Origin of the sequence: Mesorhizobium humile (assembly GCF_033977215.1) — a bacterium.
Taxonomy (GTDB): Bacteria; Pseudomonadota; Alphaproteobacteria; order Rhizobiales; family Rhizobiaceae; genus Mesorhizobium; species Mesorhizobium humile.
Genome location: NZ_JAVIIV010000004.1, coordinates 384,873 through 408,582 on the forward strand (window position 1 = coordinate 384,873; position 23,710 = coordinate 408,582).

A 23,710-nucleotide genomic window follows, 5' to 3' on the forward strand; every position below is an offset into this window, starting at 1 on the left:
GGCGTTCTCCCTCTCCGTCTCGGCTTCGCCGAGGCACCTCTCCCCATTTCATGGGGCGAGGAAAAGCCGTGCAACGATCCTCGCGCCAAACCGTTATGCCGACGCGAGGAATGAGGGGTGCATATTGTTCAACATGCTCAATCGGCGACGGTCGCTGTCGATCTGGATCGCGCTTGGTGCTGCCGCGCTCGCCCTGATGCCCGCCGTCGCCTTCGCCGCCGAGAGGACCGGCATGTCCTCGGAAGGCATCTTCGTCGCCGAGCTGATCCTGCTTCTGGTCGTCGGGCGCGGTATCGGCGAGGTGCTGGAAATACTGGGCCAGCCCGCGGTGATGGGGCAGCTGATCGGCGGTATCCTGCTCGGCCCTTCGCTGCTCGGCTGGGTCTGGCCGGAGGCCGAGCGGCTGGTCTTCGCCGGCGACGCCTCGCAGAAGTCGATGATCAACGCCATCGCCCAGCTCGGCGTTCTGATGCTGCTCCTGCTCACCGGCATGGAGACGGATCTGAGGCTCGTGCGCCGCGTCGGCCGCGCCTGTTTTTCGATCTCGGCCGCCGGCGTCGCCGTGCCTTTCGCGCTCGGCTTCACCGCCGCGCAGTTCATGCCGGCTTCGCTGCTTGCGACCGGCAGCGAGCGCATCGTGGCCGGGCTGTTCCTTGGCACGGCGCTTTCCATCTCCTCGGTCAAGATCGTCGCCATGGTGGTGCGCGACATGAATTTCATGCGTCGCGACCTCGGCCAGATCATCGTGTCCTCGGCCATCATCGAGGACACGATCGGCTGGGTAATCATCGCCATCACCATCGGCATCGCAACCAAGGGGCGGATCGAGATCGGCAATCTTGCCTTCACCATCCTCGGCGTCGCGGCCTTCATGGCGTTTTCCTTCACGCTCGGGCGCCGCATCGTCTTCGACGCCATCCGCTGGACCAACGACACGTTCCGTTCGGAATACGCGGTGGTCACCGTCATTCTCGCCATCATGGGCGCGATGGCGCTGATCACCGACCTGATCGGCGTCCACACCGTGCTCGGCGCCTTTGTCGCGGGCATTTTGGTCGGCGAGTCGCCGATCCTGTCGCGGCATATCGAAGGGCAATTGCGCGGCATCATCACCGCCCTTTTCATGCCTGTGTTCTTCGGCGTCGCCGGCCTATCGGCCGATCTCACCGTGCTGATCGACCCGCAGCTGGCATTGCTTACCGTGGCGCTGGTGGTGATCGCCTCGATCGGTAAGTTCGGCGGCGCCTTCATCGGCGCGGAAGTCGCCGGCATGAGCCGTGCCGAAGGCATCGCGGTGGGTTGCGGCATGAACGCGCGTGGCTCGACCGAAGTGATCGTCGCCTCGATCGGCCTCTCGATGGGCGTGCTGTCGCACAACCTCTTCACCATGATCCTCACCATGGCCGTCATCACCACCCTCGTCATGCCGCCGACATTGCGCTGGGCGCTGCGGCGCCTGCCGATCGGCGAGAACGAGAAGAAGCGCCTGGAGCGCGAAGAGGTGGACCAGCGCGGTTTCGTCGCCAATCTGGAGAGGCTTCTGGTGGTGGTCGACGAGGGCGTCGTCGGCCGCTTTGCCGCCTATCTTGCCGGCGTCATCGGCGCCGGCAAGCCGATGACAGTGCTGCATTCCAGCGGTGAGATCGATGCCGAGCCAACCGAGGGGCTGCATCTGGACGAGATCGAAAAAGGTGCGGAGGACAGCCGCGAGGCCGCGAAGAAATCCGACGAGAGCCCAGTGCGCGAAGCGCCGGTCACCCGCCGCCAGCATGAGGAGCTTTCGGCCGAAACGGTCGCCAGGGAGGCGCGCAAAGGCTACGGCATGCTGCTCGTCGGCCTCGGTCGCGCGGTCACCTCCAAGGGCGGCTTCTCGCACCGGCTGAACGAAGTCGCCGGCGCCTTCGATGGGCCGCTTTGCCTGGTGCTGAAACCGGCAGCCGTAGGCCGCCAAACGCCGAAGCTCGGCCCGGGATCGGGCAAGATACTGGTACCGGTCAACGGCACTGCGGTCGCCCGCCGCGGCGCCGAACTGGCCTTGGCCATCGCCGCCGTCACCGGTGCGCCGGTCAAGATGCTCTATGTCGCCAGGGTTGGTCGCGACGAGCCACGCGACACCGTCTCGCATCGCCGCAGGGAAGCGGTGCTGAAGGATATCGTCGCGCTCGCCGACCGCTACGGCGTCGAGATCGAGACCGCGATCCGCAGCAGAGCCGCAGCCGCCGATGCCATTGCCCGCCAGGCCAGCCGCAGCGTGGCGTTGATCGTCATGGGCGTGGCGCGGCGCCAGGGCGAAGAGCTGATCTTCGGCGAGACGACGACCGGCGTGCTGAGGCGAAGCCCATGCCCGGTGGTGCTGATCTCCGACGAGCGGGTGAAACGCGACGAGAGCGACCGCGAGGCGGTGCGCACGGGAACGGGGACTGGGTGATTAGCTGATCTCCGCAAGCTCGGTTCCTCGCCCCCGACAAGGCAGGGGAAAGGAACCGGTGCTGCTCACGCCATCTGCAGTTTCTGCCGGCTGGGTTGCGGCGGGAAGGCGATGGCGATGCCGGCGGCGCCGAGCCCGATCAGCGCCGAGCCGATGAACAGCCAGTGATAGCTGGCAGTGGCGTCATAGATCATGCCGCCGGCAAGCGGCCCGAGCGACATGCCGAGACTTGAGAGCATCGTGGCGGCACCTAGGATGGTGCCGATGATGCGCAGGCCGAAATATTCGCGCGCCAGCACAGCGTAGAGCGGCATCACGCCGCCATAGGTAGCGCCGAAGATGACGGCCAGAAGGTAGAACTGCTCGAGCTGGCCGACGGTGAGGTAGGCGGCGATGACCAGCCCCTGAATGGCCAGCCCGGCGACCAGCACCGGCTTCACGCCCAGCCTGTCGCCGAGCACGCCGTAAAGCACGCGTCCGCCAAGGCCGGCGAGCCCCTCGACGCTATAGATCGACACGGCCGCCATCGGCGCGACGCCGCAGGACATGGCATAGCTCACCATGTGAAAGATCGGGCCCGAATGCGCCGCGCAGCAGGCGAAGAAGGTCAAGCCCAGCACGATGAATTGCGGCGAGCGCAGCGCCTGGCCGACGCTCATGCCGGGATCGTCGGTGACAGGCGCCGGCGTGCCGTCGCTTGCCGCGACCGCCGTCGGCGGCTGGCGCACCAGGAAGACGGCGGGCAGCAAGAGCACCCAGGCCATGACGCCGATATCGAACATGGCGGTGCGCCAGTCATAGGCCGTGATCAGCCAGCGGGCGAAGGGCGAGATGGTCATCGGCGCGACACCCATGCCGGCCGAGACCAGCGACACGGCGAGGCTGCGATTGGTGTCGAACCAGGCGGTAGTGAGCGCGATCATCGGCGCGAAGAAGGCGCTGGCCGCCAGCCCGACGATGACGCCATAGCTGAGCTGGAAGGTTAGCAGCGAATGGGCGCGGCTCGCCACCACCAGCGACAGGCCGAGCAGCACCGCGCCGGCGAGCACGACGGGCCGCGCGCCGACCCGGTCATAGATCGCGCCCCAGGCGAAACCGCCGAGGCCCATCACCAGGAAGTTCAAAGTCATGGCGCTTGAAATGCCGGTGCGCGACCAGTTGGTGTCGAGCGACATCGGCTCCAGAAAGATCGCCAGCGAAAACATCGCGCCGAGCGCCACGCAGGTCATCAGCGCGCCGGCCGCGACGATGACCCAACGATAGGAATGGTTCATGGTTCTGCTCCCATGCCGAAAGGCATCCTGTTTGATGCGGCACGGTTTTTCCAGTCCACCGGGCCGTTTGCGTCCGAAGGACGTCAGGGCGGGAACCGATCCTACAATCTGGTTGCATTTTTTATCTAGTTTTTTGGCGGGTCAGAGATTGCCGATTGTCTGAGAGGCAAGTGCTCTACGGCGCCCCCTTCTGTCCTGCCGGACATCTCCCCCACAAGTGGGGAGATTGGCAGTTCTCGCGCCTGCGCTCTTTCTACGACTTAGGAGATTGGCGAAAGCCGGCGTGACATCTGATCTCCCCCCTCGTGGGGGAGATGGCCGGCAGGCCAGAGGGGGGCTGTCCCGCCAGCCTTTCTGCATGTCAGCAGTCAGAAGCACCCCGCATTGACCCCACGCCGCTCCCATCTAAATTGAACCCCTCAACAGGAGAACCCGCATGGAACTCTATCGCGGCCGGCTCATCGATCATCTCCAGCTCGTGGTGCGCGACCTCCAGGCCAGCCGGCGTTTCTACGGCGCTCTGTTCGAGGTGTTGGGCATCCCGATCGGCGGCGAAGCCGAGGACTACTTCTGGGCGGACGAATTGTTCGTCTCCAGCGCCGACAGTCGCGCGGCGCGCGGCGTGCTCACCGGCCGCCACCATCTCGCCTTCCAGGCCAGGGACCGCGCCATGGTCGATGCTTTCTACCAGGCGGGGCTTGCCGCCGGCGGCAAGGACAATGGCGCGCCGGGTGAGCGCCCCTACCATCCCGGCTACTACGCCTGCTTCCTGCTCGACCCCGACGGCAACAACATCGAGGCGGTGTTCCACGGCGAGGCCAGGCGAAGTGCCGCGGCGGTTGTGGTGAGTTTCTGAGGCCTATCGGCGCCAGAACGGTTTCGCCAGTTCCTGCCGCACCTCATCCATGGTCAGGCCGATATCGCCGATCAGATACGGCGTGTCGCGCGCCTTGAGCGCCAATTGCTCGCGGAATGAGGCGCGCTCGCGCCACACGACGAAAAGGCCGAAGAGGCCAGGGCGGCGTGGCAGGAGGCTTTCTCCGACCGGCGGTTCGCGGACATCGAGCCGCACGGCGCCGTAAAAATCGGAAATCGTGTTCAACGTCGGTTTCATCATCGGCTCCTCGGAATGAATGTCCCTCATCGAGGGCATGTGAGGAGCCTGAACCGCGGCGCCCGGCCGCGCCATCGGCCGCATGCAGTGTTTTGGGTCCTGCATTTGTAGTATTTTGCAGTGGCGGGCGTTGATAATGTTGTCGTCCGCGGGCAGGGGATCGGGATGAACCACAACGCGACGCCCACACCGGCCGCGCTTTCGCCGGGGCAGCCCCCGCCGGCCCTGTCCGATCGCGAGCGCATGGTGGCGGAGAAATTCGCTGCCGGCATGACCTATCGCGAGATCGGCGAGGCGCTGTTCATCGCGCCGTCCACCGTTCGCACCCATCTCGCCGCAATCTACGAAAAGCTCGGCGTGCGCAGCAAGGTCGCGCTGGCTATGCATATCAACGCAATCGGGACCGCGCCGGCGGGGCCACCGGCGGTGGCCGATGCTTCGCCGGTGCTTGCGATTTTTCCCATCGAATGCCTGACCGCCGACGAGCATTGGCGCCGCTTCGCCGACGGCCTGTCGTCGGACATCACCGTCGACCTTGCGCGCTACGCGGATCTGCCGGTCGTCGCATTCCACACCATGAAGGCGCTGGGCAGCAAGCCGGCCGATTTCGCCACCGACGCCAAGGCTCTGGGCGCCGCCTATATTCTGTCCGGCCAATTGCGCGCCGACGCCCTGCGGGTGCGGCTTACGATGGAATTGGCTGACGCGCGGACCGGCGTCAGCCTGTGGAGCGAACGCTTCGACCGGCCCGTCGAAGACATCTTCGCGCTGCAGGACAGCCTGACGGAAAGCGTAATCAACGTGCTTGCCGGTTGTTTCGGCGCGATCGCCACAGTGGGTCGCAATGCAATCCGTCGCAAGCCGCCGGCCAGCTTGCGCGCCTACGACTGCTACTTGCTGGGTGTCGAACAGCACAACACCTTCAGCCGCAGCGGCAACAGGGAAGCTATCCGACTGTTTTCGCGCGCACTCGAGCTTGACCCGACCCTGGTCAGGGCCTGGACCGAACTCGCCTACGCCTATTCGATCGAGGCGTGCAACGGCTTCGGCGACGATCTGAAAGCCTCGGTCGGGAAATGGCGCTGGGCGGTCGAGAACGCGCTGCGGCTCGACCCGAGCGACAGCAGCGCGCACAATTGCTTCGGCGATCTCATGGGTTGCCTCGGCGATCTCAAGGCGGCCGAAGACGCCCACCGGCGCGCCTTCGAATGTGGCTCCAACCATGCTGACACGCTGGCGCTGCTTGCCGGCAGCAAGGCGCTGGTCGCAGGCGATCCGGCGGAAGCCATCCCGCTAATCGAGCGCGCCATGCGCCTCAACCCGCTTGCCCCGCCCTGGTATTTCGGCATGCAGGGCCGGGTCCTGTTCGCGGCCGGCAGGCACCGGGAAGCCATAGCCGCGCTGCGGCGGAGCACGCCGAATTCTCCACACGTGCTGATCTTCCTCATGCTCGCTCATGCCACGCTGGGCGACGGACCCGAGGCTGCTGCCATCGCGGCCCGATTGCGTAGCGAATTTCCGGGCTTCTCGGTCGAGGGTTTCATAGCGGGCTATCCCGTCACCAATCCGGATGCCGTCCGAGCCATCCGCGAGGCAGCGAAGCTGGCGCCGATCCGCTAACCCCCGCCCAGAAACGCCGCGATCAGCTTCAGCATGTTGCCGTCCTGCCCGAATTCCAGCTTGTCGAAGTCGCGGCTGTCCTGGCGCTGCGCCTTGGAGAGCTGGTCTAGATAGGCCGTCAGCTCCGCCCGGACCTTCTTGCAGCCGGGATCGTTCTGGGCGGTGAGGCCCGTGCTGAAGGCAACGATCTTGTCCACCATGTCGACGATGCCGTTGCCGTGCACCTTCTCATGCGCGATCAGCCCGGCGGCGAAGGTGTCCCAGCGCGCCTGCAAGGCTGAGCCAAGTTTTCCCGCCGGCTTGGGCAGCGTGTAGGTGATGATCAGCTTCGGCCGCGCCGTCTTCAGCACGCAGGCGCCGCCTTGCGGCTGGTAGTCGCGCTGCCAGGTCAGCTTGAAGAAAGTATGCGCGATGACGCGCCGCGCGTTGCCGGCCGTGCCGACCACCGGTCCCTTCTCGCCGATCGAGAGATAGAGCTGCTCCGCACTCTCGCCCGAGACGGCGTAGGTGTCGATCTTTTCGATGGGCTTCCAGTCTGCGCGCGCCGGCGTGGACAGGAGCAAGGCAGCGAGGAGGAGGGCGGGCTTCATAGGCGAGCCATAGCATCGGGCCTCGTCTGGAAGAAGCCGGCCTGGGGATTTCCGGAACCCCTTCCACCGCTCAGCCGTTTCCTTGGGCAATCATCCCGACCGATGGGGGAGGACAAGATGACCCGCAACGACATCATTTCCGTGCTTGGACCGGTCGACGAGGCCGTTATCGCCGATATCGCGCTCACCGGCGCCAGCCTCGAGGAACTGCGCGAGGCCTTCGCCTGGATCGGCGCCGACGAGGCGCTGGTCAATGAGGGCCATGCCATGCCCGGCACCCGCGTGGCGAAACTGATCGAGATCCTCGAACCGCCCGAGGACGAGCCCGCGTTGCCGGGCGCGATGGAGTAGCGCGGCTCTCTCTAGGGGCTTCTCCCTACTTGTCGCCCGCACGCCTCTCGTCATAGCCTCTGCCGCTTGGGCGGGAGGAGGGGCCTTTGGACACCAATGTCGTCATCGTCGGCGCCGGCCCTGCCGGGCTCGCGGTCGCCGCCTGCCTCAAACAGGCGGGGCAGGATTTCATCATCCTTGAAAAGGCCAATGAGGTTGCGCCGGCCTGGCGACGGCATTACCGGCGGCTGCATCTGCACACGGTGAAATCCTTCTCGTCGCTGCCCTTCGTGCCGTTCCCGAAAAACCATCCACGCTACGTCCCGCGCGAGAAAGTGGTCGCTTATCTCGATGCCTATGCCGAGCGTTTCGGGCTGAGGCCGCGCTTCGGCGTCACCGTCAAATCGGTCCGCCGCGAAGGTGGGCGTCTGCTGGTCCAGACCGATGCCGGGCCCTTCAATGCCCGTAAGGTTGTCGTCGCCACCGGCAACAATGCTGAGCCGATCACGCCGGCCTTCCCGGGTATCGAGGCCTTCAAGGGCAAGGTGCTGCACAGCGCCGCCTATACCGAGGCCGCGCCCTATGTCGGTAAGGACGTGCTGGTCGTCGGCATGGGCAATACGGGCGCGGAGATCGGGCTCGACCTCGCCGAAAGCGGCGCCAGGCCCACCATCTCGGTACGCAAGGGTGTCCATATCGTGCCGCGCCAGCTGTTCGGCGTGCCGATCCAGATGGTGGGCATCGCCAGCCGCCCGATGCCGCAGGCGCTGAACGACTGGATGTTCCCCAAGATTCTCGATCTGGCGCTGGGCAGGTTGGAGAGATACGGCATCGTGCGGCCGAAACAGGGCATCCTGCAAGGGATCGAAGCCGGCCGCATTCCGGTGATCGATGTCGGCACGGTGGCAGCGATCAAGCAGGGAAGGATCGGCATTGCACCGGATATCGCAAGCTTCACAGCGGACGGCGTGAAATTCGCCGACGGGGTGGAGAAGAAATTCGACGCGGCGATTTTCGCCACCGGCTACCGCCCGGCCTATGACGGTTTCCTTTCGGCGGAACTGCGGCCGGTAAAGAGCGGCGTGAATGCCCGCGCGACGGAGCTCGGCGTCTATCTCGTCGGCTTCTACAATCCGGTCACCGGCCTGCTGCGCGAGATCGGCATCGAGGCGCAGGCGGTGGCGAAGGATATTGCGAGGCGGTGAGGGCGAAATGCGGCCAACATGTAAGGCCGAGCGCCGGACATGCCTTCCACGTTGGAGGAGATCAGTGCTTTGGCGCCGGCCATCACCTGAAAAAAGCTGACGATTGGCGAAAGCCGGCGTGGCGGCTAATGTCCCTCTTCGTAGGGGGAGATGTCCGGCAGGACAGAAGGGGCGGCGCCTCGCGCTGACTCCGGGTGTTTTGGGTTGCGATGCCTGAATCGGGTGGTGCCTCGGCATCCATCGTGGCACGCCGCGCCATCACATTAGGGGACCCACTCCATGCTCACGCTCTACGACTATCTCCCGTCCCAAAACGCCTGGAAAATTCGCGTCCTGCTCGGCCTGCTCGGCATCGCCTACGAAACCCGTATGGTGTCGATCTTCGAAGGCGAGAGCCGCACCGAGGCTTTTCTGAAGCTCAACCCGGCAGGTGCCGTTCCGGTGCTCGCCGTCGAGAATGGCCAGGCGATCGCCGAGTCCAACGCGATCCTCGTCTGCGTCGCGGAGGACACGCCCTATTTGCCGGCTGACCGTCTTGCCCGCGCCAAGGTGATGCAGTGGCTGTTCTTCGAACAGTACTATGTCGAACCGGTCATCGGCTCGCTGCGCTTCTGGACGCTGACCGGCCGCCTGGAGCGCAACCATGCACTGGTCGCGGGCAAGCGCGAGGCGGGTGTGCGGGCGCTTGGCGCGCTGGAGCGTAGCCTGCGCGACACAGCTTTCCTGGTCGGCGACACGCTCACCATCGCCGACATCGCTGTATACGCCTACGCCCACCGCGCCGAGGATTGCGGCTTCTCGCTTGCCGACCATCCGGCGGTTGAAGCCTGGGTGGAAAGGGTGGGCGAGGTGATCGGCGATGGCTATCCGGTGCATCCCTACAGCATCGATCCGCATTCGCGCGGATGAGCTGCGGCTCCTCCTGGAGAGGAAACCACGCCTACCGGTCCACCAGCGACATCGTCCGCTCGTTATACCTTGGCCCCGACACCTTGTCGGGCGTCAGCGCCATGTCGAGCCCGAGCATCTCGGTGGCGTCCAGCGTGATATCCGCCGCCGCGACATTCTCTTCCAGATAGGTCCGGCGCTTCGTACCGGGGATCGGCACGATGTCGATGCCGAAATCGGGGCCCTTGGCGAGCAGCCAGGCGATCGCGATCTGGCCGGGCTTTACCCCCTTGGCGTCGGCGATGTCGCGCACCGTGGCGGCCGCGGCGACATTCAGGTCGAAATTCTCGCCCTGGTAGCGCGGATCGCCACGGCGGAAATCGCCCTCGGGATAGTCTTCCGCGCGCCTGACGTCGCCGGCGAGGAAACCGCGGCCGAGCGGCGCGAACGGCACCAGGCCGATGTCCAATTCCTTCAGCGCCGGGATGATCTCGGGCTCGAGGTTGCGCTCCCACAGCGAGTATTCGCTCTGCAGCGCCGAGACCGGATGCACCGCATGGGCGCGGCGGATGTTGGCGATGCCGGCTTCCGACAGGCCGAAAAAGCGCACCTTGCCCTCGGCCACCAATTCGGCGACCGCGCCCGCGACGTCTTCCATCGGCACGGCAGGGTCGACGCGGTGCTGATAGAGGAGGTCGATATGGTCGGTGGCAAGGCGCTTGAGCGAAGCATCGACCACCTCGCGGATATGCTCGGGCCTGCTGTCGGTGCCGGACTGCTTGCCGTCGACGATACGGAAGCCGAACTTCGTCGCGATCGTCACTTGGCCGCGCCGGCCGTTCAGCGCGCGTCCCAGCAGTTCCTCGTTGACGAACGGCCCATAGACCTCGGCCGTGTCGAGAAACGTACAGCCGAGCTCGATCGCCCGGTGGATCGTTGCGATCGACTCCGCCTCGTCGGCCGGGCCGTAGGCCTGGCTCATGCCCATGCAGCCGAGGCCGATGGCCGAGACTTCGAGCCCCTGGCCGCCGAGTTTGTGTTTGCCGAGGCTCATCGTGTCTTGCTCCGCCGAATTTTCGATCCGGCTAAATTATAGGGCCAGGAGAGGAAGCGTCCAGCGTCAGGCCTGGCGACAGGCGGCGTCATAGTCGGCAAGCACGCTGTCGATAGCGGCGAGCAGGATCGCCTCGGGATTGCCGGCGGCGCCGAGCTCTGCCGGCAGCGTCGGCAGGAACTGCCGCATCAGCGTCTCGGGAATGGCGATGCCGCTCAGAGCTTCGCGCAGGCGCGCGACCGCAACGCTTGCCGCGGGGTTGCTCCAGTAATAGCGGATGCGGTCGCTGTAGCTGTAATGCCGCTGCAGATGGAGACTTGTCGCGTCGCCGTGATAGTGGCTGCGCCAATGGCCAGGCGCGGAAAGCATCAGCGTTTCCATCGCCTTGGCAAGCGAGCGCTCGCCATAGCCGGAGACCATTTCGGAGGCCACCAAATCCAACCCGTAAAGCGTCTCGCGCAGCGCGAAGGTCAGGCCGGGCCCAACCTTGAGGATGGGGAAGCCGTTGGCCACCAGCGCCGTTAGCGCCCAACGGCTCTGGTAATCGGTCGAATGCGCTTCGTAGACGAGAGCTGTTTCATGGTCGAGCAGCGCGGTCAGCGGAGCAGATGCCTCCGGCCTGTAGGCGACGACATTTTCGCTGCCGAATTCGACACCCGGCTGCACGACCACCGCGATGACGCGGCTGAATGCTTCCTCCAGCCCTTCGCGGGCGAAGGTGTCGCGATGGATGTCGATGGTGCGACGCGCCGCTCTGGCCTCCGTCGGCTTCAGGTCGCTGATGGCATGGTCGGCGCCGCCGGGCACCGGCACCTCGGTGCCGATGATGTAGAGCGGCATGGCGCCGCCGCGCGAGCGCGCCGCCTTTTCCGCCGCCTTGGCGAGCCGCGCGGCGCGTGTGGCGATGGTCTCGTCGTCGAGCGCCGCCGGCTCGCCGGCACAGCCCATCGAGGCGTCGAGATGGATCTTGCTGAAACCCGCCCAGACATAGGCCGTGACCATCGCTTCGGCCTTGCTCATCGCTTGTGCCGCCGGCTCCGCCCTCCACGGGTTTGGTCCCAGATGATCGCCGCCGAAGATGATGCGTGAAGCAGGGAGCCCTTCGCGGGCGGCGATCCCCTGTACGAAGGCGACGAACAGATCCGGCGTCATGCCGGTATAGCCGCCGAACTGGTTGACCTGGTTGCAGGTGGCCTCGATCAGAAGCACGGCGTCCCTGTCGGCGACGGCGCGCCGGATCGCCGCTTGGATCACCAGCGCGTGGGCCGAGCAGACCGAGGTGATGCCGTAGGGCTTGCCATTGCGGCGGGCAGTGGCGAGGCCTTGAAGCGGGTTGGTCGTCATCGTCATTTGGCCCGGTCCGTCCCGGCTATGAAGCGGTCGAGCGCGTCGAAGCCTGCCAGCCCTTCCATCGGCCCCAGCCGCGTCACATTGAGCGCACCCGCGGCATTGGCGTAAAGCAGCGCCTTGCCGGGCTCGATGCCGTTGCGGCGGCAGGTGAGATAGGTCGCGCCGAAACAGTCGCCGGCGCCGGTTGGGTCGACTTCCTCGACGACGAAGCCGGCGCAGTCGGTGCGGCTGCCGTCGGCGCCGAAGCGGGTGGAGCCGGCAGCGCCGCGCTTCAGCACGATCTCGCCGACGCCGCGCGCAATCAGCGCCGCCACTGCCTGTCGCTCGTCCGCGACGCCGGCCGCTGCGAGCAGTTCGTCGCCGGAGGGCAAGAGCAGGTCGGCGTCGTCGACCAGCGCCGAAAAATGCGCGCCGTCGGCGCCGTCGATCAGTTCCTTGCGCACATTCGGGTCGAAGGAGGTCGAGCCGCCGCGGGCGCGCACCGCCTTCGCGGCATAGGCGACGATCTCTTTCAGCCCGGCGATCGAGAGTGCCGAACCCATGACGTGGAGGTGGCCGGCGCCGTCGGCCAGCCGCCGCGCCTCTTCCGTCAGGCTGATGCGGCCGGCGGCGGATTCGGCGATGTTGTAGACGAAGTCGCGCCCGCCATCGGGTCTGTAACGCACGAAGGCGCTTCCCGTCGGATAGCGGTCGCTGACCGACACGGCCGAGACGTCGACGCCGTCGCGCCTCAGCCGCTCCAGGTTGATGGCGCCGAAATCATCGCGGCCGACGCAGGCGATGATGCCGGCGCCGCCGCCGAGCTTCGCCACCTGATCGATGAAGATGGCCGGCGCGCCGCTGGGGTAGGGGCCGGTCAGCGCCAGCGGTTCGAGGAAGCCTTGGCCACGCTCGCTCGCCATGATCTCGACCAGGATCTCGCCGGCGACGATCGTCGGCCCGGTCGCTTCGGCGGCAATCTCCCCTCGGCTCATTGATCCAATTCCTTCTCCCCAGCCGTACCGGTGCCAACGTTCACGATGGCGCCGAGCTTCGATCGAGGTAAATCGTGGCGGTGGCGATGTCAACAAAAACTACGCGCATGTTCACTTTCATGCCAACTAGAGTGCGTGTCTTCTTGGTTGAGAAAACCTGGAGGCATGAACGCGTATTGTGAAAGCTCGGATTGCGGGACTTGACTAAGCGATCCCGTAGCGTAATAGAATATGCACGCATGTTCAGTTTTGCATGCGCATTCGTAAAGGAGGAGACGGAATGCCAATGCGTAGGCTTTTGGGAATTCTCGCCGCGGCCACTGCCGCCTCGGCGCTGATGGCAGGCGCTGCCCTGTCGGAGGAAATTACGGTCGCCACGGTCAACAACGGCGACATGATCATCATGCAGAAACTGGCGCCGGAGTGGGAAAAGGCGACCGGCAACAAGGTCAACTGGGTGGTGCTGGAAGAAAACGTGCTGCGCGAGCGCGTCACCACCGACATCGCCACCAAGGGCGGTCAGTTCGATGTGATGACCATCGGCGGCTACGAGACTCCGATCTGGGGCAAGGCCGGCTGGCTGGCGCCGCTCAACGATCTCGGCGCCGACTACGACTATGACGATCTGATCGCGCCGGTGCGCAGCGGCCTCACCGTCGACGGCAATCTCTATGCCGTGCCGTTTTATGCCGAGAGCTCTTTCACGCTCTACCGCAAGGACCTGTTCGACGCCGCCGGCCTGAAAATGCCGGAGCAGCCGACCTACGACCAGGTCACCGAATTCGCCGACAAGCTCACCGACAAGTCGAAGGAGCAGTACGGGCTATGCCTGCGCGGCAAGCCGGGCTGGGGCGAGAACATGGCCTTCGTCGGCACGCTGGTGAACACCTTCGGCGGCCGCTGGTTCGACATGGACTGGAAGCCGCAGCTCAATTCCGATGCGTGGAAGAAGGCGATCGGCTGGTATGTCGACACGATGAAGAAGAATGGCCCTCCGGGCATCAGCTCCAACGGCTTCAACGAGAACCAGACGCTGTTTGCCTCCGGCCATTGCGCGATGTGGATCGACGCCACGTCCGCCGCCGGACGCGTCTATGACCCGAAGCAGAGCAAGGTCGCCGACAAGGTCGCCTTCGCCAAGGCGCCGGTCGCGGTCACGCCCAACGGTTCGGCCTGGGGCTGGGCCTGGAGCCTCGCCATCCCGACCTCGACCAAGAAGGCGGACACGGCGAAATCCTTCGTCAAATGGGCGACCTCGAAGGCCTATGTCCAGCGCGTCGGCGAGACCGAAGGCTGGGTCGCGGCACCGCCGGGAACGCGCAAGTCCACCTATGCCAGCGCGGACTACCAGAAGGCGGCACCCTTTGCCGCGACCGTGCTTGCCGCGATCGAATCCGCCGATCCAACCAAGCAGACCAAGGACCCGGTGCCCTATACCGGCATCCAGTTCGTCGCCATTCCCGAATTCCAGGGCATCGGCACGCAGGTCGGCCAGGCGATCGCCGCGGCGGTCACCGGCGAACAATCGGTCGACGATGCGCTGAACGGAGTCCAGGCTTCGGTCGAGAAGACGATGGAGGAGGCGGGCTACATCAAATAGGCGGGCCTGCTCAAGGTGAAGCCGGGAAGCGGAACGTGCGCCGCCTCCCGGCCATCCGGCCCGCCGCAGAAACTCCCTTGCGGCCGGCCGGAGGATGCGCGGATCCGCCTGGCAATTCGAGGAGAAGCGCGTAGCGTTTCTTCCTTCGGAATTGCCTGAGCAAAGGTGGGTCCGTGCGTTCCTCGAGAGCGGGCTGGATAACTGCCTGCGCCCGGCAAACATTTTCGAAACGCGGAAGAATTGGAATTTGCAATGAAGCTGAAGGACAAAATCGCCCTGATCACCGGCGGCGCGCGCGGCATCGGCCTCGGCTTCGCGCAGGCCTTTGCGCGCGAAGGCGCGAAAGTGGTGATCGCCGATATCGACATCGAGCGGGCAACACGCGCGGCACGGGAGATCGGTCAGGCGGCAAGCGCCAAGAAGCTCGACGTCACCGACCTTGCCGCGATCGAGAGCGTCGTCGCCGAGATCGACCGCGAATTCGGCGGCATCGACATCCTGGTCAACAACGCGGCCATCTTCGACATGGCGCCGATCACCGACATCACCGAACAGAGCTATGAGCGCGTCTTCGGCATCAATCTCAAAGGGCCGCTCTTCGTGATGAAGGCGGTGGCCAACGTGATGATCAAACGCGGCCGTGGCGGCAAGATCATCAACATGGCGAGCCAGGCCGGCCGCCGCGGCGAGGCGCTGGTGACGCTCTATTGCGCCTCCAAGGCGGCGATCATTTCAGCGACCCAGTCGGCGGCGCTTGCGCTGGTCAAGCACGGCATCAACGTCAACGCCATTGCGCCCGGCGTCGTCGATGGCGAGCATTGGGACGTGGTCGATGCGCATTTCGCCAAATGGGAAGGGCTGAAGCCGGGCGAGAAGAAGGCGGCGGTGGCGAAGTCGGTGCCGATCGGCCGTTTCGCGCAGCCGGAGGACATTGCCGGGCTCGCCGTGTTCCTCGCCTCGTCGGACAGCGACTACATCCTGGCCCAGACCTACAATGTCGACGGCGGCAACTGGATGAGCTGAGGCACCGCAGCAATTCCAGGAAAAGTGTGAAGCGGTCGGGCTCGGCGACTTCGCCGTAGCCTTCCGTCCGGAATTGCGTCGAAACAGGAGACGACAATGAAGGCCATCCGATTTGCCGCGGCCGGCGATGCCGGCATGGCTGAGCTCGGCATGCCCGCGATCAGGCCAGGCCACGCTCTGCTGCGGGTGCGCGCGGCGGGGCTCTGCCACACCGATATCGACGTGCTGCATGGTCGCTATGGTTCCGGCGCGTTCCCGCTCGTGCCCGGCCATGAATATGCCGGCACGGTCGAGGCGGTCGCCGAGGACGTCACATCGGTTAAGCCCGGCGACCGCGTCGCCGTCGATCCCAACATCTCATGCGGCAATTGCCCGGCCTGCCGTAAAGGCTTCACCAACCTTTGCGCCACGCTGAAGGCCTATGGCGTGACCGAGAATGGCGGCTTCGCTGAATACAGCCTCGTCGCCGTCGACCATCTCCACGCCATCGGCGATCTCGCTTTTGAAACGGCCGCGCTCGCCGAGCCGCTCGCCTGCGTGCTCAACGGCCTCGGCGCGGCCGGGGTAGAGGCCGGCGGTCACGTGCCCGGCAATGCGCTCGTCTTCGGCGCCGGGCCGATCGGGCTGCTGATGGCCCTGTCGCTCAAGGCCAGCGGCGTGGCGAAAGTGGCGGTGGCCGACATCAGCGAACCGCGTCTCGCCTTCGCGGCGTCGCTCGGGCTGGAGCCGCTTGTGTCCGGATCGCAGGACCTGGCGGCGCGGGCACAGGGCTTCGACCTCGTCGCCGACGCCACCGGCATCGCCAAGGTGGTCGAAGGCATGATCGGTCTCACCGCCGATGGCGGCACCGCGCTTGTCTTCGGCGTCTGCGCGCCCGACGCCAGGATCGCGGTCGCCCCATTCGAGATCTTCCGCCGCCAGATCAGGCTGGCCGGGTCGCATTCGCTGAACCGCAACATCCCGCAGGCGCTTGCGATCCTGAGTCGCGACGACGGCACCATGGCGAGGCTGGTCAGCCATCGACTGCCGCTCGACGAGGTGCTGCCTTTCTTCGCCAAGGGCGGCAATCCGGCGACGATGAAGGTCCAGTTCTCGGCCGAGGCTTGAACGGGGAGCACGATTGCCTGCCTTTGCGTCGCGAGGTGACTCAAGTAGACAGTCGTGACGCCGGTACCGACAGGGGCAGAAGGATGGCAAAGACGATCAGGACGATGGAGGATTTTTCCGCCTTTGTCGGCCTGTCCCGCACCACGGTTTCGAAATACTTCAACGATCCCGGTTCGGTGCGGCAGAACACGCGCAGCACCATCGAGGCGGCGCTGAAGAAATCCGACTTCCGTCCGTCCATGTTCGCGGTCAATCTGAACCGCCGCCGTTCCAACATCCTCGGCGTCATCATCCCCAATTCGACCGACCCGTTCTACATGGCGCTGACGCGCCGCATCGAGACGATCGCCAACGAGGCCGGATTCCTCGCCTTCGTGCTGTCCTCCGACGGCCGCGCCGAGATGGAGGACCAGGCGATCCAGACGTTCCGGTCGATGAACATCGCCGGCGCCGTCATCGCGCCGCTAGGCGTGCGCTCGCACCATCGCATCCTGGCCGAGCTCGGCGCTTCGATCCCCCTGATCTATGTCGACTCGCCGCTCGACGAGACTTCGTCCTTCGTCGGCACCGACAACCGGCAGAGCTTCCGGCTGATCGTCGACTATCTCTGCCGTTCCGGCGAGCCGCCCTGCTATTTCGCCATGCCGCTGGTCAACAACAACGCTTCCGCCCGGCAGCAGGCCTATGTCGAAGCCATGCATGGCTTCAAGATGACGCCCTCGATCGTGGCGGTCGAGGATGTCGGCTCCTGGGATTTCGAGAAATTCGGCCATGACGAGGCACTGCGCATCCTGAAAGGGCAAGGCTTCCCGACAGGGACGGTACTGTGCGCCAACGACCGCATCGCCTTCGGCGTCATCAGCGCCGCCTATGAACTCGGCCTCAAGGTCGGTCACGGCGCCGACTGCGATCTGCGCGTCGCCGGCCATGACGACCATCCTTTGTCGCGCTATGCCTGCCCGCCGATCACCACCGTGGCGCAGAACTATAACGAGATCGGCCGCCTGGCGATCGAGCTCCTGCTGCGGCGGCTGGACGAGAATGCGCCGGCCGCCAAGCGCGACAACGCGCGCGTCCTGCTCAACGCCGAATTGATGCTGCGCCGCTCGGCTTGAGGGGTGAGGGAGTAATTCACCGAAGGCGCCATTCCTGCAACCGTGCTCTAAGCCCTCGGCAGCATGTGGCGCATGATCAACGAGGCGTGCCCGCCGACGCCATGCGCGGCGACGCGGCGTTCGACCACTTCGAAGCCATGCTTGCGGTAGAAGGCGATCGCGCGGTCGTTGCCCTCGATCACCTCCAGCGCGATCGAGGGAATGCCGGCATGCGCGGCCAGCACCGCGTGCAAAAGGTCGACCGCGAGGCCGCTGCCGAATGCCTGCGGCTCGAGGTGCAGGCGCTCCAGCATCACGTCGCCCTTTGCGTCCATCGCCGCCATGGCATAGCCGGCGATCGAGCCGTCGGCGCGTTCGGCGACGAAGGACATCTTGTCCTCGTCCTCAAGCTCGGCCGCGAGCTTTTCCGGCGCATGTTTCTCGTCGGAAAGTCGTGCCACGGCCTCGTCGCCCATGATCGGCGCATAGGTTCGCCGCCAGGATTGGCCGAGCAGGCGCGATACCTCGACAAGGTCGTTCCTCGTCATCGCTCGGATGCGGGTCATCGTCGTTGTCCTTGTTGCAATCTCAAGATAGGGCGAAGCGCGGGGTGGGGCCAATCCCCGCGCACGTGAAAGGCGCCGATCCCGTCGGCACCCGTGCCGGGCGTTGCAGCGGATATCACGGGCGGCTGAACGATCTGAATCGGCCCAAGCGCGAGCCCGGCAACGGTGAAGAACCGGCCCGTGCATGCACCGCCCGACAGCCCGCTGCCAAACCGATAGAGGCGGCAGCGGGCCATTGGTGCGACGGGAGTGCTGTCCCGCCGAGCAGGAGACACAGCTCACCCTGTGATCTAAACTAGCGTCGCCAGGAAACGCGCTTACGGATTCGTAAGCTCACTTGCGATCATGTTCCCAGGCGCGGCCCGGCGGGCAATTCCTGACCTGCCTTATCTGTGTGGTCGAAAGCAACTCCTGTTACGCCAGGCGCGGCGTCACTCCGTTTTCCCGCCTCGCGGAACCGGCGGGCGAAGATCATCAGGTGCCGCGCGGTTTTGTTGCGCAGGCGGCGCAGGCGCCATTCAAGCCCGGTCTCGGTGGTGATGCGCCTGGCATAGATGCTGGCGCGCATGGCTCTTTCGTCGGCGGCGATCTTGACCGGATCGTCGTAGAAGGCACTGATCTTGTCGGCTGCCATGCCGGGTGTTTCGAGCCAGGCGGGAATATGCGTCGAACTGAGGCAATCGACATCGGTCAGCACCCGATGGATGCCGTCACCTTGCGCCGGGCATGTCGTGGCGAACGCATCGCCGATGAAGACGACGCCGTCGCGGCGATGGCCCTGCGTCGTCGTCAGGCTGACCTGCCTTACTTCGACCTCGCTGGCGACAGCGAAGTTGCCGCATCGCCCGGCAATCTCCGGCATGAGGTCCAGCAGCATCTTTTGCGGATTATCGCGGAACGCCCGCACCCATGGATCGGCGACGGTTCGATACACGAACATGTTCGCCCGCATCCGCTCGCCGATCCGGAAGATGGTAAGAAAGGCAATGCGATCGGCGATCCGCCTTGCGTAGAAGGTGAGGGACTGCAGCCCGAATTCCTGCGGCGTGATCGCAAGGTCGAACCCCATCGTCAGCGAATGGGCTTTCGATTCCTCGATGCGCTCTACTCCGATGGCGCGCCGCACCGCCTCGCTGTAGCCGGTGGCCACCACCAAGAGCCGGGCGTCGATGACGGAGCCGTCGGTGAGCACCAGGCGCTGCCGGTCCGGTCCGGTCGACACCTCGGTGACCTTGCCCACCGTCAGCGGCACTTGCGCCGGCAGCGCCGCGCGCATGCCGTTGACCAGCGGCGCGTAGGAAAAGGCGAACTCCGGACCTTCTTTGCGCTCGAAAAACTGGCCGAAGCGGAAGACATTGATGTCAGTCATCGGCGTGACGAGCGATCTGAAGACAGGCCCGAGTCCGAGCTTTTCGAACAGCCCCATCTGCTCCGCGCGGGTTTTCTCGGCCCGGAATTCGTCATGATGGATGCGATGCGGATCGACCAGCGCGACCTTGCGGCCGGCCTTGGCGAGCGTTATCGCCAGCACGGTTCCGGCGAGTCCCGCGCCGACGATCGCCACGTCAACCTCGGTCCGGCCCGGCGGCACGGCAGGCGTTTCGCGATCTTCTGCGATGCTCATGTCTTTTCTCCACCGCCCGCAGGCTTGGGATCCTGCCTCGGCGTGCGTTTCCAGCGCGGCGCCATTGCCGAACCGTCGATGAATTCCAGTCCGCCCGCCTCGTTGAGCGTGTGCAGCTTGCGGCCGGCCCAGCCCGCGCCGGGGTTGAGGATCGTTTCGACGACCTGCTCGAAGCCGGTATCGTCAAGCTGCGTAATGCGCGCTAGGCCGAGCGCGGCGCCGTAGCTCCTGCGGCAATCCTGCACCGGGCGCAGCAACTGGCCGCCGCGGCTGACCATGCGGCCCGCAGGACGCGCCGTGGCGATGTCGATCAGCAACGGGTTCTTCGGATGCGGCGTCCACGGCCCGCGGAAATCCGGCGCCGACCACAGATGCAACTGGTCCGAAAAGGCGCCGCCGCCGTCGCGCACGGTGGCGAACATCCACCAGCGTCCGCCATGCTCGGCGAGCGTAGCGTCGCTGGCGACGATGTCCGACAGAAGCGTCGCTTCCTTGACCCAGCCGCCAGGGAAAGCGGTGGCGCGGTAGAGGTCGACCGTCCGGTTGGCCGAGGTTTCCGGCACCATCCACATCTCGCCGTCGCGCTCGAACACGAAGGGGTAGGAGAGGTGGTAGGGTAGTTCCAGCACCGGCTTCGGGGTGCCGGCCGGCCCGTTCGGCCCGAAAGCCACGGCCGAAAGGATCGCCTTGCCGGTGCGGTGGATGTAATCCTCGACGAAGAGCGTCACCTGACCGCGATAGAGCACGGGAAACGGGTCGGCGTAAAAGCGGCTGCCGTCGTCGGCCAGGTCGCGCCAGCCCGATTGCGGATGAGCGCGAAGCGCGTAGAGATCCTTGCCTCCGGTCTCGCGCCAGCCGACCCGCCAGTGCGGTGCGTTGTAGGCGAGATGATAGATCTGCTGGACGATGCGGCGCGCCGTCGCCTTGGCCGCACGCACGCCGAGCTTGGTAGCCGACGGCATGGCCGGAACCGGCGCCTCGGATGATGGTTCGGGCAGCACCGGAAGCGACGAGCGCGCGGCGCCGTCGACCGCCGCGACGATCAGGCTGGCGCTGCGCGCCAGCATGTCCTGGAAGGACGCCAGCGCAATGCCGTGATACTCGGTGCCGAGCCGCCCTTCGGCGACCGTCGCGCCGTTCTGTTCCAGACGGGCGAGCGGGGTACGGCCGGCAAGGATCAGCGCCAGCAGGGCCTCTTCGCCGCAGGCGCCGTCATAGGCCAGGCGCCAGACCCGTCGGCCCTGCGGCTCGGCATCGCCGATGAGGTCGATGGTGAGATCGGCCGGCGCGGACGCCCTCGAATGGCCGGCCAGTGTCGAAAGTGGCACACGTTTTGCCGTCCCATCGGCGGGCAGCCGATGGATCAGCGTCTCAAGCTGGAACAGCGCTTCGGCACCGCGCGGCACGCCGCCCGCCGCCGGACGCGCGTCGATGGCAAGCTCGATGCCGGGCAGCAGCGACAGCCGCTCGGCCAGCGCTACATGGAAAGCGCGCACGCAATCGCCGTTGAGGCGCAGGTTCAGGCGCATCGCCAATCCCCGGACGACTCATATCCGGTGCCGGCGGCCCGGCCGGCCAGGTCAAGCTTCCGCCGCATGCGCACGATGTCTCCAACTTAGGCTGCACTTAAATTCTACTGCGTCGGTGCAAACTTCGTGCCAGTACGGCATCAATTTATGAACATAATTAACAGTGTTTTAATCGTTGCCGGGAATAGCTAGGCCAACGCCGCATTCACGTCTTTGCCGGCCGATGGAGCGTTGTCGGAGCGATCTTTGCAATCACCCCTGCTCATGGTGCCTCAGCAGAACGCGCCGGAGGCGGTCGTGCCGGCGCCGGCCTACTACGCACATGCGCCCGCGCATGCCACGGTCGAGCTTGGCGATCTCGGTCGCATCCTGCTGCGCCGCCGCTTTCTGATCCTCGCCATCACCGCGCTGCTCACCGTGCTGACGCTTGTCTACAGCGTCCTGACGCCGGCGCTCTACTCCTCGACGGCGCAGATCATCATCGACCCGCAGGACCTCCAGGTCGTCACCAACGACGTCAACCCAAGCCGCATCTCGCCCGATGGCGGCATCACCCAGGTCGAAAGCCAGGTGGCCGTGGCGCAGTCGAACGGCGTCCTGCTGCGCGCCATCAAGGCGACCAATTTGACCGAGAATCCAGACTTCAACGGGCAGGGCGGGCTCGGCCGGTGGCTCGGCATGTTGTTTGGCTCCGACGACGGCGACAGGACGGCTGAGACGCTCGATTCTCTGCGCCGCCGCCTTGCGGTCAAGCGCGACGACAAGGTGCTGGTCCTCAACATCATCATCACCGCCAAGAGCGCCGACCTGGCGGCGGAGCTCGCCAACGCCATCGCGCAGGCCTATCTCGACGACCAGGCGCAGGCGCGCTCGAAGGCTGCCGCCGACGCCTCGGACGCGATCAGCGCCCGGCTGGAGGATCAGCGCAAGCGCGTCGAGCAGGCGGCCAATGCCGTCGAGACCTACAAGGCCGAGCACAACATGGTGATGGCGGCCGGCAATCTGGTCAGTGACCAGGAGCTGACCGATCTCAACACACAGTTGACCGCCGCCCAGACCCGCACCGCGCAGCTCAAGGCGCAGGTCGACCAGCTGCGCCGGCAGGGCGGCGCGCCGGACGCGACCTCGGAGGCGATGCGCTCGCCGGTCATCGCCAGCCTCAGGGCGCAGGAAGCGACGCTGGTCGACCAGATATCGCAGTTCGGCACCGCGCTCGGGCCGCGCCACCCCTCGATGATCTCGGCGCAGCAGCAATTGAGCGACCTGCGCAAGCTGATTTCGCGTGAGCTCGGCCGCCTCGTCACCGCAGCGGAGACCGACTACGAGCGCGCTCTGGCCAACCAGAAGGAGCTGGAGGCCAAAGTGGCGTCGCTGAAGGGCAAGTCGCTCGACACCGACCAGGCTTCGGTCAGGCTGCGCGAGCTGCAGCGCGATCTCGAGGCCGTGCGCACCGTCTACGCCAATTACCTTCAGCGCGCCCAGGAAACGCGCGAGCAGACCAACGTCAACAGCACCAACGCCCGCATCATTTCGCAGGCCATGCCGGCGCTGAAGAAGAGCTGGCCGCCGAAGGGGCTGCTTGTGTTCGGCGCGATTTTCGGCGGGCTGGCGCTGGGCGTCGGCATGGCGCTGATCGCCGAATATCTTTCGCCGACCGTGTTGTCCGCCAACCAGATGCAGTCGGCCATCGACGCGCCGGTGCTGGGCGTGCTGCCGGGCAGGGGACGCCGTCGCTCCGGCGGCGTGGCGCAAAAGACCGACGCGGTGGCGGGGCTCGCGCTGCAGCGCATCGCGGCCGCCACAAGGCGTCCGCCGGACTGGCCGCTGGTGCCCTCCATCCTGGTGGCGTCACCGCCCGAGGACAAGGCGCAGCGGTCGAGGGTTGCATGGCAGCTCGCCAACGCCGCGGCGGCCAGGGGCCGCCGCGTGCTGTTCATCGACATCAATGCCGGCAAGGGCCAGAAGGACCCGCAGCCCGGCGTGCTCGACGTGCTGCGCGGCGAATATCCGCTCGACGCGGTCAGCCGCTATGCGCCCGGTAGTTCGGTGGCGCTCGTCGGCCGCGGACGGCCGACCGCGGTGTTCCAGGAAGCGCAGGCGCTCTATTTCGCCCATCGCATGTTGGCCGAGGCCAATCGCAGCTTCGAACTCGTCGTCGTCGACGGCGGCGCGCTGGCCGACGACCTCAACGTCCTGCCGCTGGTCGCCATGGCCGACGAGATCCTGCTCGTCGCTCGGCTGAACGCGACGCCGATGCGCGACGTCGCTTCGACCTCCGAAGCGGTCTCCGTCATGGGGCGGCTGCCGACCGGCGCCATGCTGGTCGACGAGGCGGCCTGA

Annotated in this window: 20 protein-coding genes; 11 read left to right on the plus strand and 9 right to left on the minus strand. The window is 65.9% G+C overall.

All coding sequences use genetic code 11. The features are described from left to right. Positions 1 to 133 precede the first annotated feature (133 nt). Positions 134 to 2,428 (plus strand): cation:proton antiporter domain-containing protein, encoded by a 2,295-nt coding sequence (locus RFM52_RS09735; protein ID WP_320296389.1) that lies wholly within the window; start codon positions 134 to 136, stop codon positions 2,426 to 2,428. Between the two features lie 65 nt (positions 2,429 to 2,493). Here the strand turns inward: RFM52_RS09735 and RFM52_RS09740 are convergent, their stop codons facing one another. Then, positions 2,494 to 3,702: an MFS transporter gene (locus tag RFM52_RS09740; RefSeq protein WP_320295995.1), complete on the minus strand. Its 1,209-nt coding sequence runs from the start codon at positions 3,700 to 3,702 to the stop codon at positions 2,494 to 2,496. Positions 3,703 to 4,138: 436 nt separating this feature from the next. Here RFM52_RS09740 and RFM52_RS09745 point away from each other — a divergent pair, with 436 nt between their 5' ends. After that, positions 4,139 to 4,558 (plus strand): VOC family protein, encoded by a 420-nt coding sequence (locus tag RFM52_RS09745; protein ID WP_320295994.1) that lies wholly within the window; start codon positions 4,139 to 4,141, stop codon positions 4,556 to 4,558. A 3-nt stretch (positions 4,559 to 4,561) separates the two neighbouring features. Here the strand turns inward: RFM52_RS09745 and RFM52_RS09750 are convergent, their stop codons facing one another. Continuing rightward, on the minus strand, positions 4,562 to 4,990 hold the full coding sequence (locus RFM52_RS09750; protein ID WP_320295993.1) for a DUF1127 domain-containing protein: 429 nt from the start codon (positions 4,988 to 4,990) through the stop codon (positions 4,562 to 4,564). Between RFM52_RS09750 and RFM52_RS09755 the strand changes: the two genes are divergently transcribed. Continuing rightward, positions 4,982 to 6,436 (plus strand): LuxR C-terminal-related transcriptional regulator, encoded by a 1,455-nt coding sequence (locus RFM52_RS09755; protein WP_320295992.1) that lies wholly within the window; start codon positions 4,982 to 4,984, stop codon positions 6,434 to 6,436. The two genes, RFM52_RS09750 and RFM52_RS09755, sit on opposite strands and share 9 nt — an antisense overlap. On the opposite strand, the gene RFM52_RS09760 is transcribed toward RFM52_RS09755, so the two are convergent. Beyond that, the gene (locus RFM52_RS09760; RefSeq protein WP_320295991.1) at positions 6,433 to 7,026 is read right to left on the minus strand and encodes a DUF922 domain-containing Zn-dependent protease; all 594 of its coding nucleotides are present in this window, start codon (positions 7,024 to 7,026) and stop codon (positions 6,433 to 6,435) included. The genes RFM52_RS09755 and RFM52_RS09760 overlap by 4 nt on opposite strands. Positions 7,027 to 7,143: 117 nt before the next feature. Here RFM52_RS09760 and RFM52_RS09765 point away from each other — a divergent pair, with 117 nt between their 5' ends. From RFM52_RS09765 to RFM52_RS09775, 3 genes are all read left to right on the plus strand, one after another. Continuing rightward, positions 7,144 to 7,377 carry a hypothetical protein gene (locus RFM52_RS09765; protein WP_320295990.1) on the plus strand — a complete coding sequence of 78 codons (234 nt, stop codon included), beginning with the start codon at positions 7,144 to 7,146 and terminating at the stop codon, positions 7,375 to 7,377. An 86-nt stretch (positions 7,378 to 7,463) separates the two neighbouring features. Further along, positions 7,464 to 8,561 carry a flavin-containing monooxygenase gene (locus tag RFM52_RS09770; protein WP_320295989.1) on the plus strand — a complete coding sequence of 366 codons (1,098 nt, stop codon included), beginning with the start codon at positions 7,464 to 7,466 and terminating at the stop codon, positions 8,559 to 8,561. Between the two features lie 279 nt (positions 8,562 to 8,840). Further along, entirely contained in the window at positions 8,841 to 9,470 is a 630-nt protein-coding gene (locus RFM52_RS09775; protein ID WP_320295988.1) for a glutathione S-transferase family protein, read from the plus strand. A gap of 31 nt (positions 9,471 to 9,501) precedes the next feature. On the opposite strand, the gene RFM52_RS09780 is transcribed toward RFM52_RS09775, so the two are convergent. The 3 genes from RFM52_RS09780 to RFM52_RS09790 form a co-directional block, all read right to left on the minus strand. Further along, positions 9,502 to 10,503 (minus strand): aldo/keto reductase, encoded by a 1,002-nt coding sequence (locus tag RFM52_RS09780; RefSeq protein ID WP_320295987.1) that lies wholly within the window; start codon positions 10,501 to 10,503, stop codon positions 9,502 to 9,504. A 66-nt stretch (positions 10,504 to 10,569) separates the two neighbouring features. Further along, the gene (locus RFM52_RS09785) at positions 10,570 to 11,853 is read right to left on the minus strand and encodes a D-tagatose-bisphosphate aldolase, class II, non-catalytic subunit (protein WP_430699257.1); all 1,284 of its coding nucleotides are present in this window, start codon (positions 11,851 to 11,853) and stop codon (positions 10,570 to 10,572) included. Beyond that, on the minus strand, positions 11,850 to 12,827 hold the full coding sequence (locus RFM52_RS09790) for a tagatose kinase (RefSeq protein WP_320295986.1): 978 nt from the start codon (positions 12,825 to 12,827) through the stop codon (positions 11,850 to 11,852). The genes RFM52_RS09785 and RFM52_RS09790 overlap by 4 nt, the downstream gene beginning before the upstream one ends. A gap of 286 nt (positions 12,828 to 13,113) precedes the next feature. On the opposite strand from RFM52_RS09790, the gene RFM52_RS09795 reads away from it, so the two are divergent. The 4 genes from RFM52_RS09795 (at position 13,114) to RFM52_RS09810 (ending at position 17,672) form a co-directional block, all read left to right on the plus strand. Then, positions 13,114 to 14,427, plus strand: coding sequence for an ABC transporter substrate-binding protein (locus RFM52_RS09795; protein ID WP_430699256.1), 1,314 nt, complete (start codon positions 13,114 to 13,116; stop codon positions 14,425 to 14,427). Positions 14,428 to 14,679: 252 nt separating this feature from the next. Continuing rightward, positions 14,680 to 15,450: an L-iditol 2-dehydrogenase gene (locus RFM52_RS09800; RefSeq protein ID WP_320295984.1), complete on the plus strand. Its 771-nt coding sequence runs from the start codon at positions 14,680 to 14,682 to the stop codon at positions 15,448 to 15,450. Positions 15,451 to 15,546: 96 nt separating this feature from the next. After that, positions 15,547 to 16,557 carry a zinc-dependent alcohol dehydrogenase family protein gene (locus RFM52_RS09805; protein WP_320295983.1) on the plus strand — a complete coding sequence of 337 codons (1,011 nt, stop codon included), beginning with the start codon at positions 15,547 to 15,549 and terminating at the stop codon, positions 16,555 to 16,557. A 104-nt stretch (positions 16,558 to 16,661) separates the two neighbouring features. Further along, the gene (locus RFM52_RS09810; protein WP_320296387.1) at positions 16,662 to 17,672 is read left to right on the plus strand and encodes a LacI family DNA-binding transcriptional regulator; all 1,011 of its coding nucleotides are present in this window, start codon (positions 16,662 to 16,664) and stop codon (positions 17,670 to 17,672) included. Between the two features lie 47 nt (positions 17,673 to 17,719). Here RFM52_RS09810 and RFM52_RS09815 read toward each other — a convergent pair whose 3' ends face one another. The 3 genes from RFM52_RS09815 to RFM52_RS09825 form a co-directional block, all read right to left on the minus strand. Beyond that, entirely contained in the window at positions 17,720 to 18,217 is a 498-nt protein-coding gene (locus tag RFM52_RS09815) for a GNAT family N-acetyltransferase (protein WP_320295982.1), read from the minus strand. A gap of 343 nt (positions 18,218 to 18,560) precedes the next feature. Next, on the minus strand, positions 18,561 to 19,841 hold the full coding sequence (locus tag RFM52_RS09820; protein ID WP_320295981.1) for an FAD-dependent oxidoreductase: 1,281 nt from the start codon (positions 19,839 to 19,841) through the stop codon (positions 18,561 to 18,563). Then, positions 19,838 to 21,370 (minus strand): glucosamine inositolphosphorylceramide transferase family protein, encoded by a 1,533-nt coding sequence (locus RFM52_RS09825; RefSeq protein WP_320295980.1) that lies wholly within the window; start codon positions 21,368 to 21,370, stop codon positions 19,838 to 19,840. The genes RFM52_RS09820 and RFM52_RS09825 overlap by 4 nt, the downstream gene beginning before the upstream one ends. Positions 21,371 to 21,616: 246 nt before the next feature. Between RFM52_RS09825 and RFM52_RS09830 the strand changes: the two genes are divergently transcribed. After that, positions 21,617 to 23,710: a GumC family protein gene (locus RFM52_RS09830; RefSeq protein WP_320295979.1), complete on the plus strand. Its 2,094-nt coding sequence runs from the start codon at positions 21,617 to 21,619 to the stop codon at positions 23,708 to 23,710.

Bases quoted from the DNA above. Each gene is read 5' to 3' on its own strand.
- RFM52_RS09735 (WP_320296389.1), top strand. From the start codon at position 134: ATGCTCAATCGGCGACGGTCGCTGTCGATCTGGATCGCGCTTGGTGCT.
- RFM52_RS09740 (WP_320295995.1), bottom strand. From the start codon at position 3,702: ATGAACCATTCCTATCGTTGGGTCATCGTCGCGGCCGGCGCGCTGATG.
- RFM52_RS09745 (WP_320295994.1), top strand. From the start codon at position 4,139: ATGGAACTCTATCGCGGCCGGCTCATCGATCATCTCCAGCTCGTGGTG.
- RFM52_RS09755 (WP_320295992.1), top strand. From the start codon at position 4,982: ATGAACCACAACGCGACGCCCACACCGGCCGCGCTTTCGCCGGGGCAG.
- RFM52_RS09760 (WP_320295991.1), bottom strand. From the start codon at position 7,026: ATGAAGCCCGCCCTCCTCCTCGCTGCCTTGCTCCTGTCCACGCCGGCG.
- RFM52_RS09765 (WP_320295990.1), top strand. From the start codon at position 7,144: ATGACCCGCAACGACATCATTTCCGTGCTTGGACCGGTCGACGAGGCC.
- RFM52_RS09775 (WP_320295988.1), top strand. From the start codon at position 8,841: ATGCTCACGCTCTACGACTATCTCCCGTCCCAAAACGCCTGGAAAATT.
- RFM52_RS09780 (WP_320295987.1), bottom strand. From the start codon at position 10,503: ATGAGCCTCGGCAAACACAAACTCGGCGGCCAGGGGCTCGAAGTCTCG.
- RFM52_RS09785 (WP_430699257.1), bottom strand. From the start codon at position 11,853: ATGACGATGACGACCAACCCGCTTCAAGGCCTCGCCACTGCCCGCCGC.
- RFM52_RS09790 (WP_320295986.1), bottom strand. From the start codon at position 12,827: ATGAGCCGAGGGGAGATTGCCGCCGAAGCGACCGGGCCGACGATCGTC.
- RFM52_RS09795 (WP_430699256.1), top strand. From the start codon at position 13,114: ATGCGTAGGCTTTTGGGAATTCTCGCCGCGGCCACTGCCGCCTCGGCG.
- RFM52_RS09800 (WP_320295984.1), top strand. From the start codon at position 14,680: ATGAAGCTGAAGGACAAAATCGCCCTGATCACCGGCGGCGCGCGCGGC.
- RFM52_RS09805 (WP_320295983.1), top strand. From the start codon at position 15,547: ATGAAGGCCATCCGATTTGCCGCGGCCGGCGATGCCGGCATGGCTGAG.
- RFM52_RS09810 (WP_320296387.1), top strand. From the start codon at position 16,662: ATGGAGGATTTTTCCGCCTTTGTCGGCCTGTCCCGCACCACGGTTTCG.
- RFM52_RS09815 (WP_320295982.1), bottom strand. From the start codon at position 18,217: ATGACCCGCATCCGAGCGATGACGAGGAACGACCTTGTCGAGGTATCG.
- RFM52_RS09820 (WP_320295981.1), bottom strand. From the start codon at position 19,841: ATGAGCATCGCAGAAGATCGCGAAACGCCTGCCGTGCCGCCGGGCCGG.
- RFM52_RS09825 (WP_320295980.1), bottom strand. From the start codon at position 21,370: ATGCGCCTGAACCTGCGCCTCAACGGCGATTGCGTGCGCGCTTTCCAT.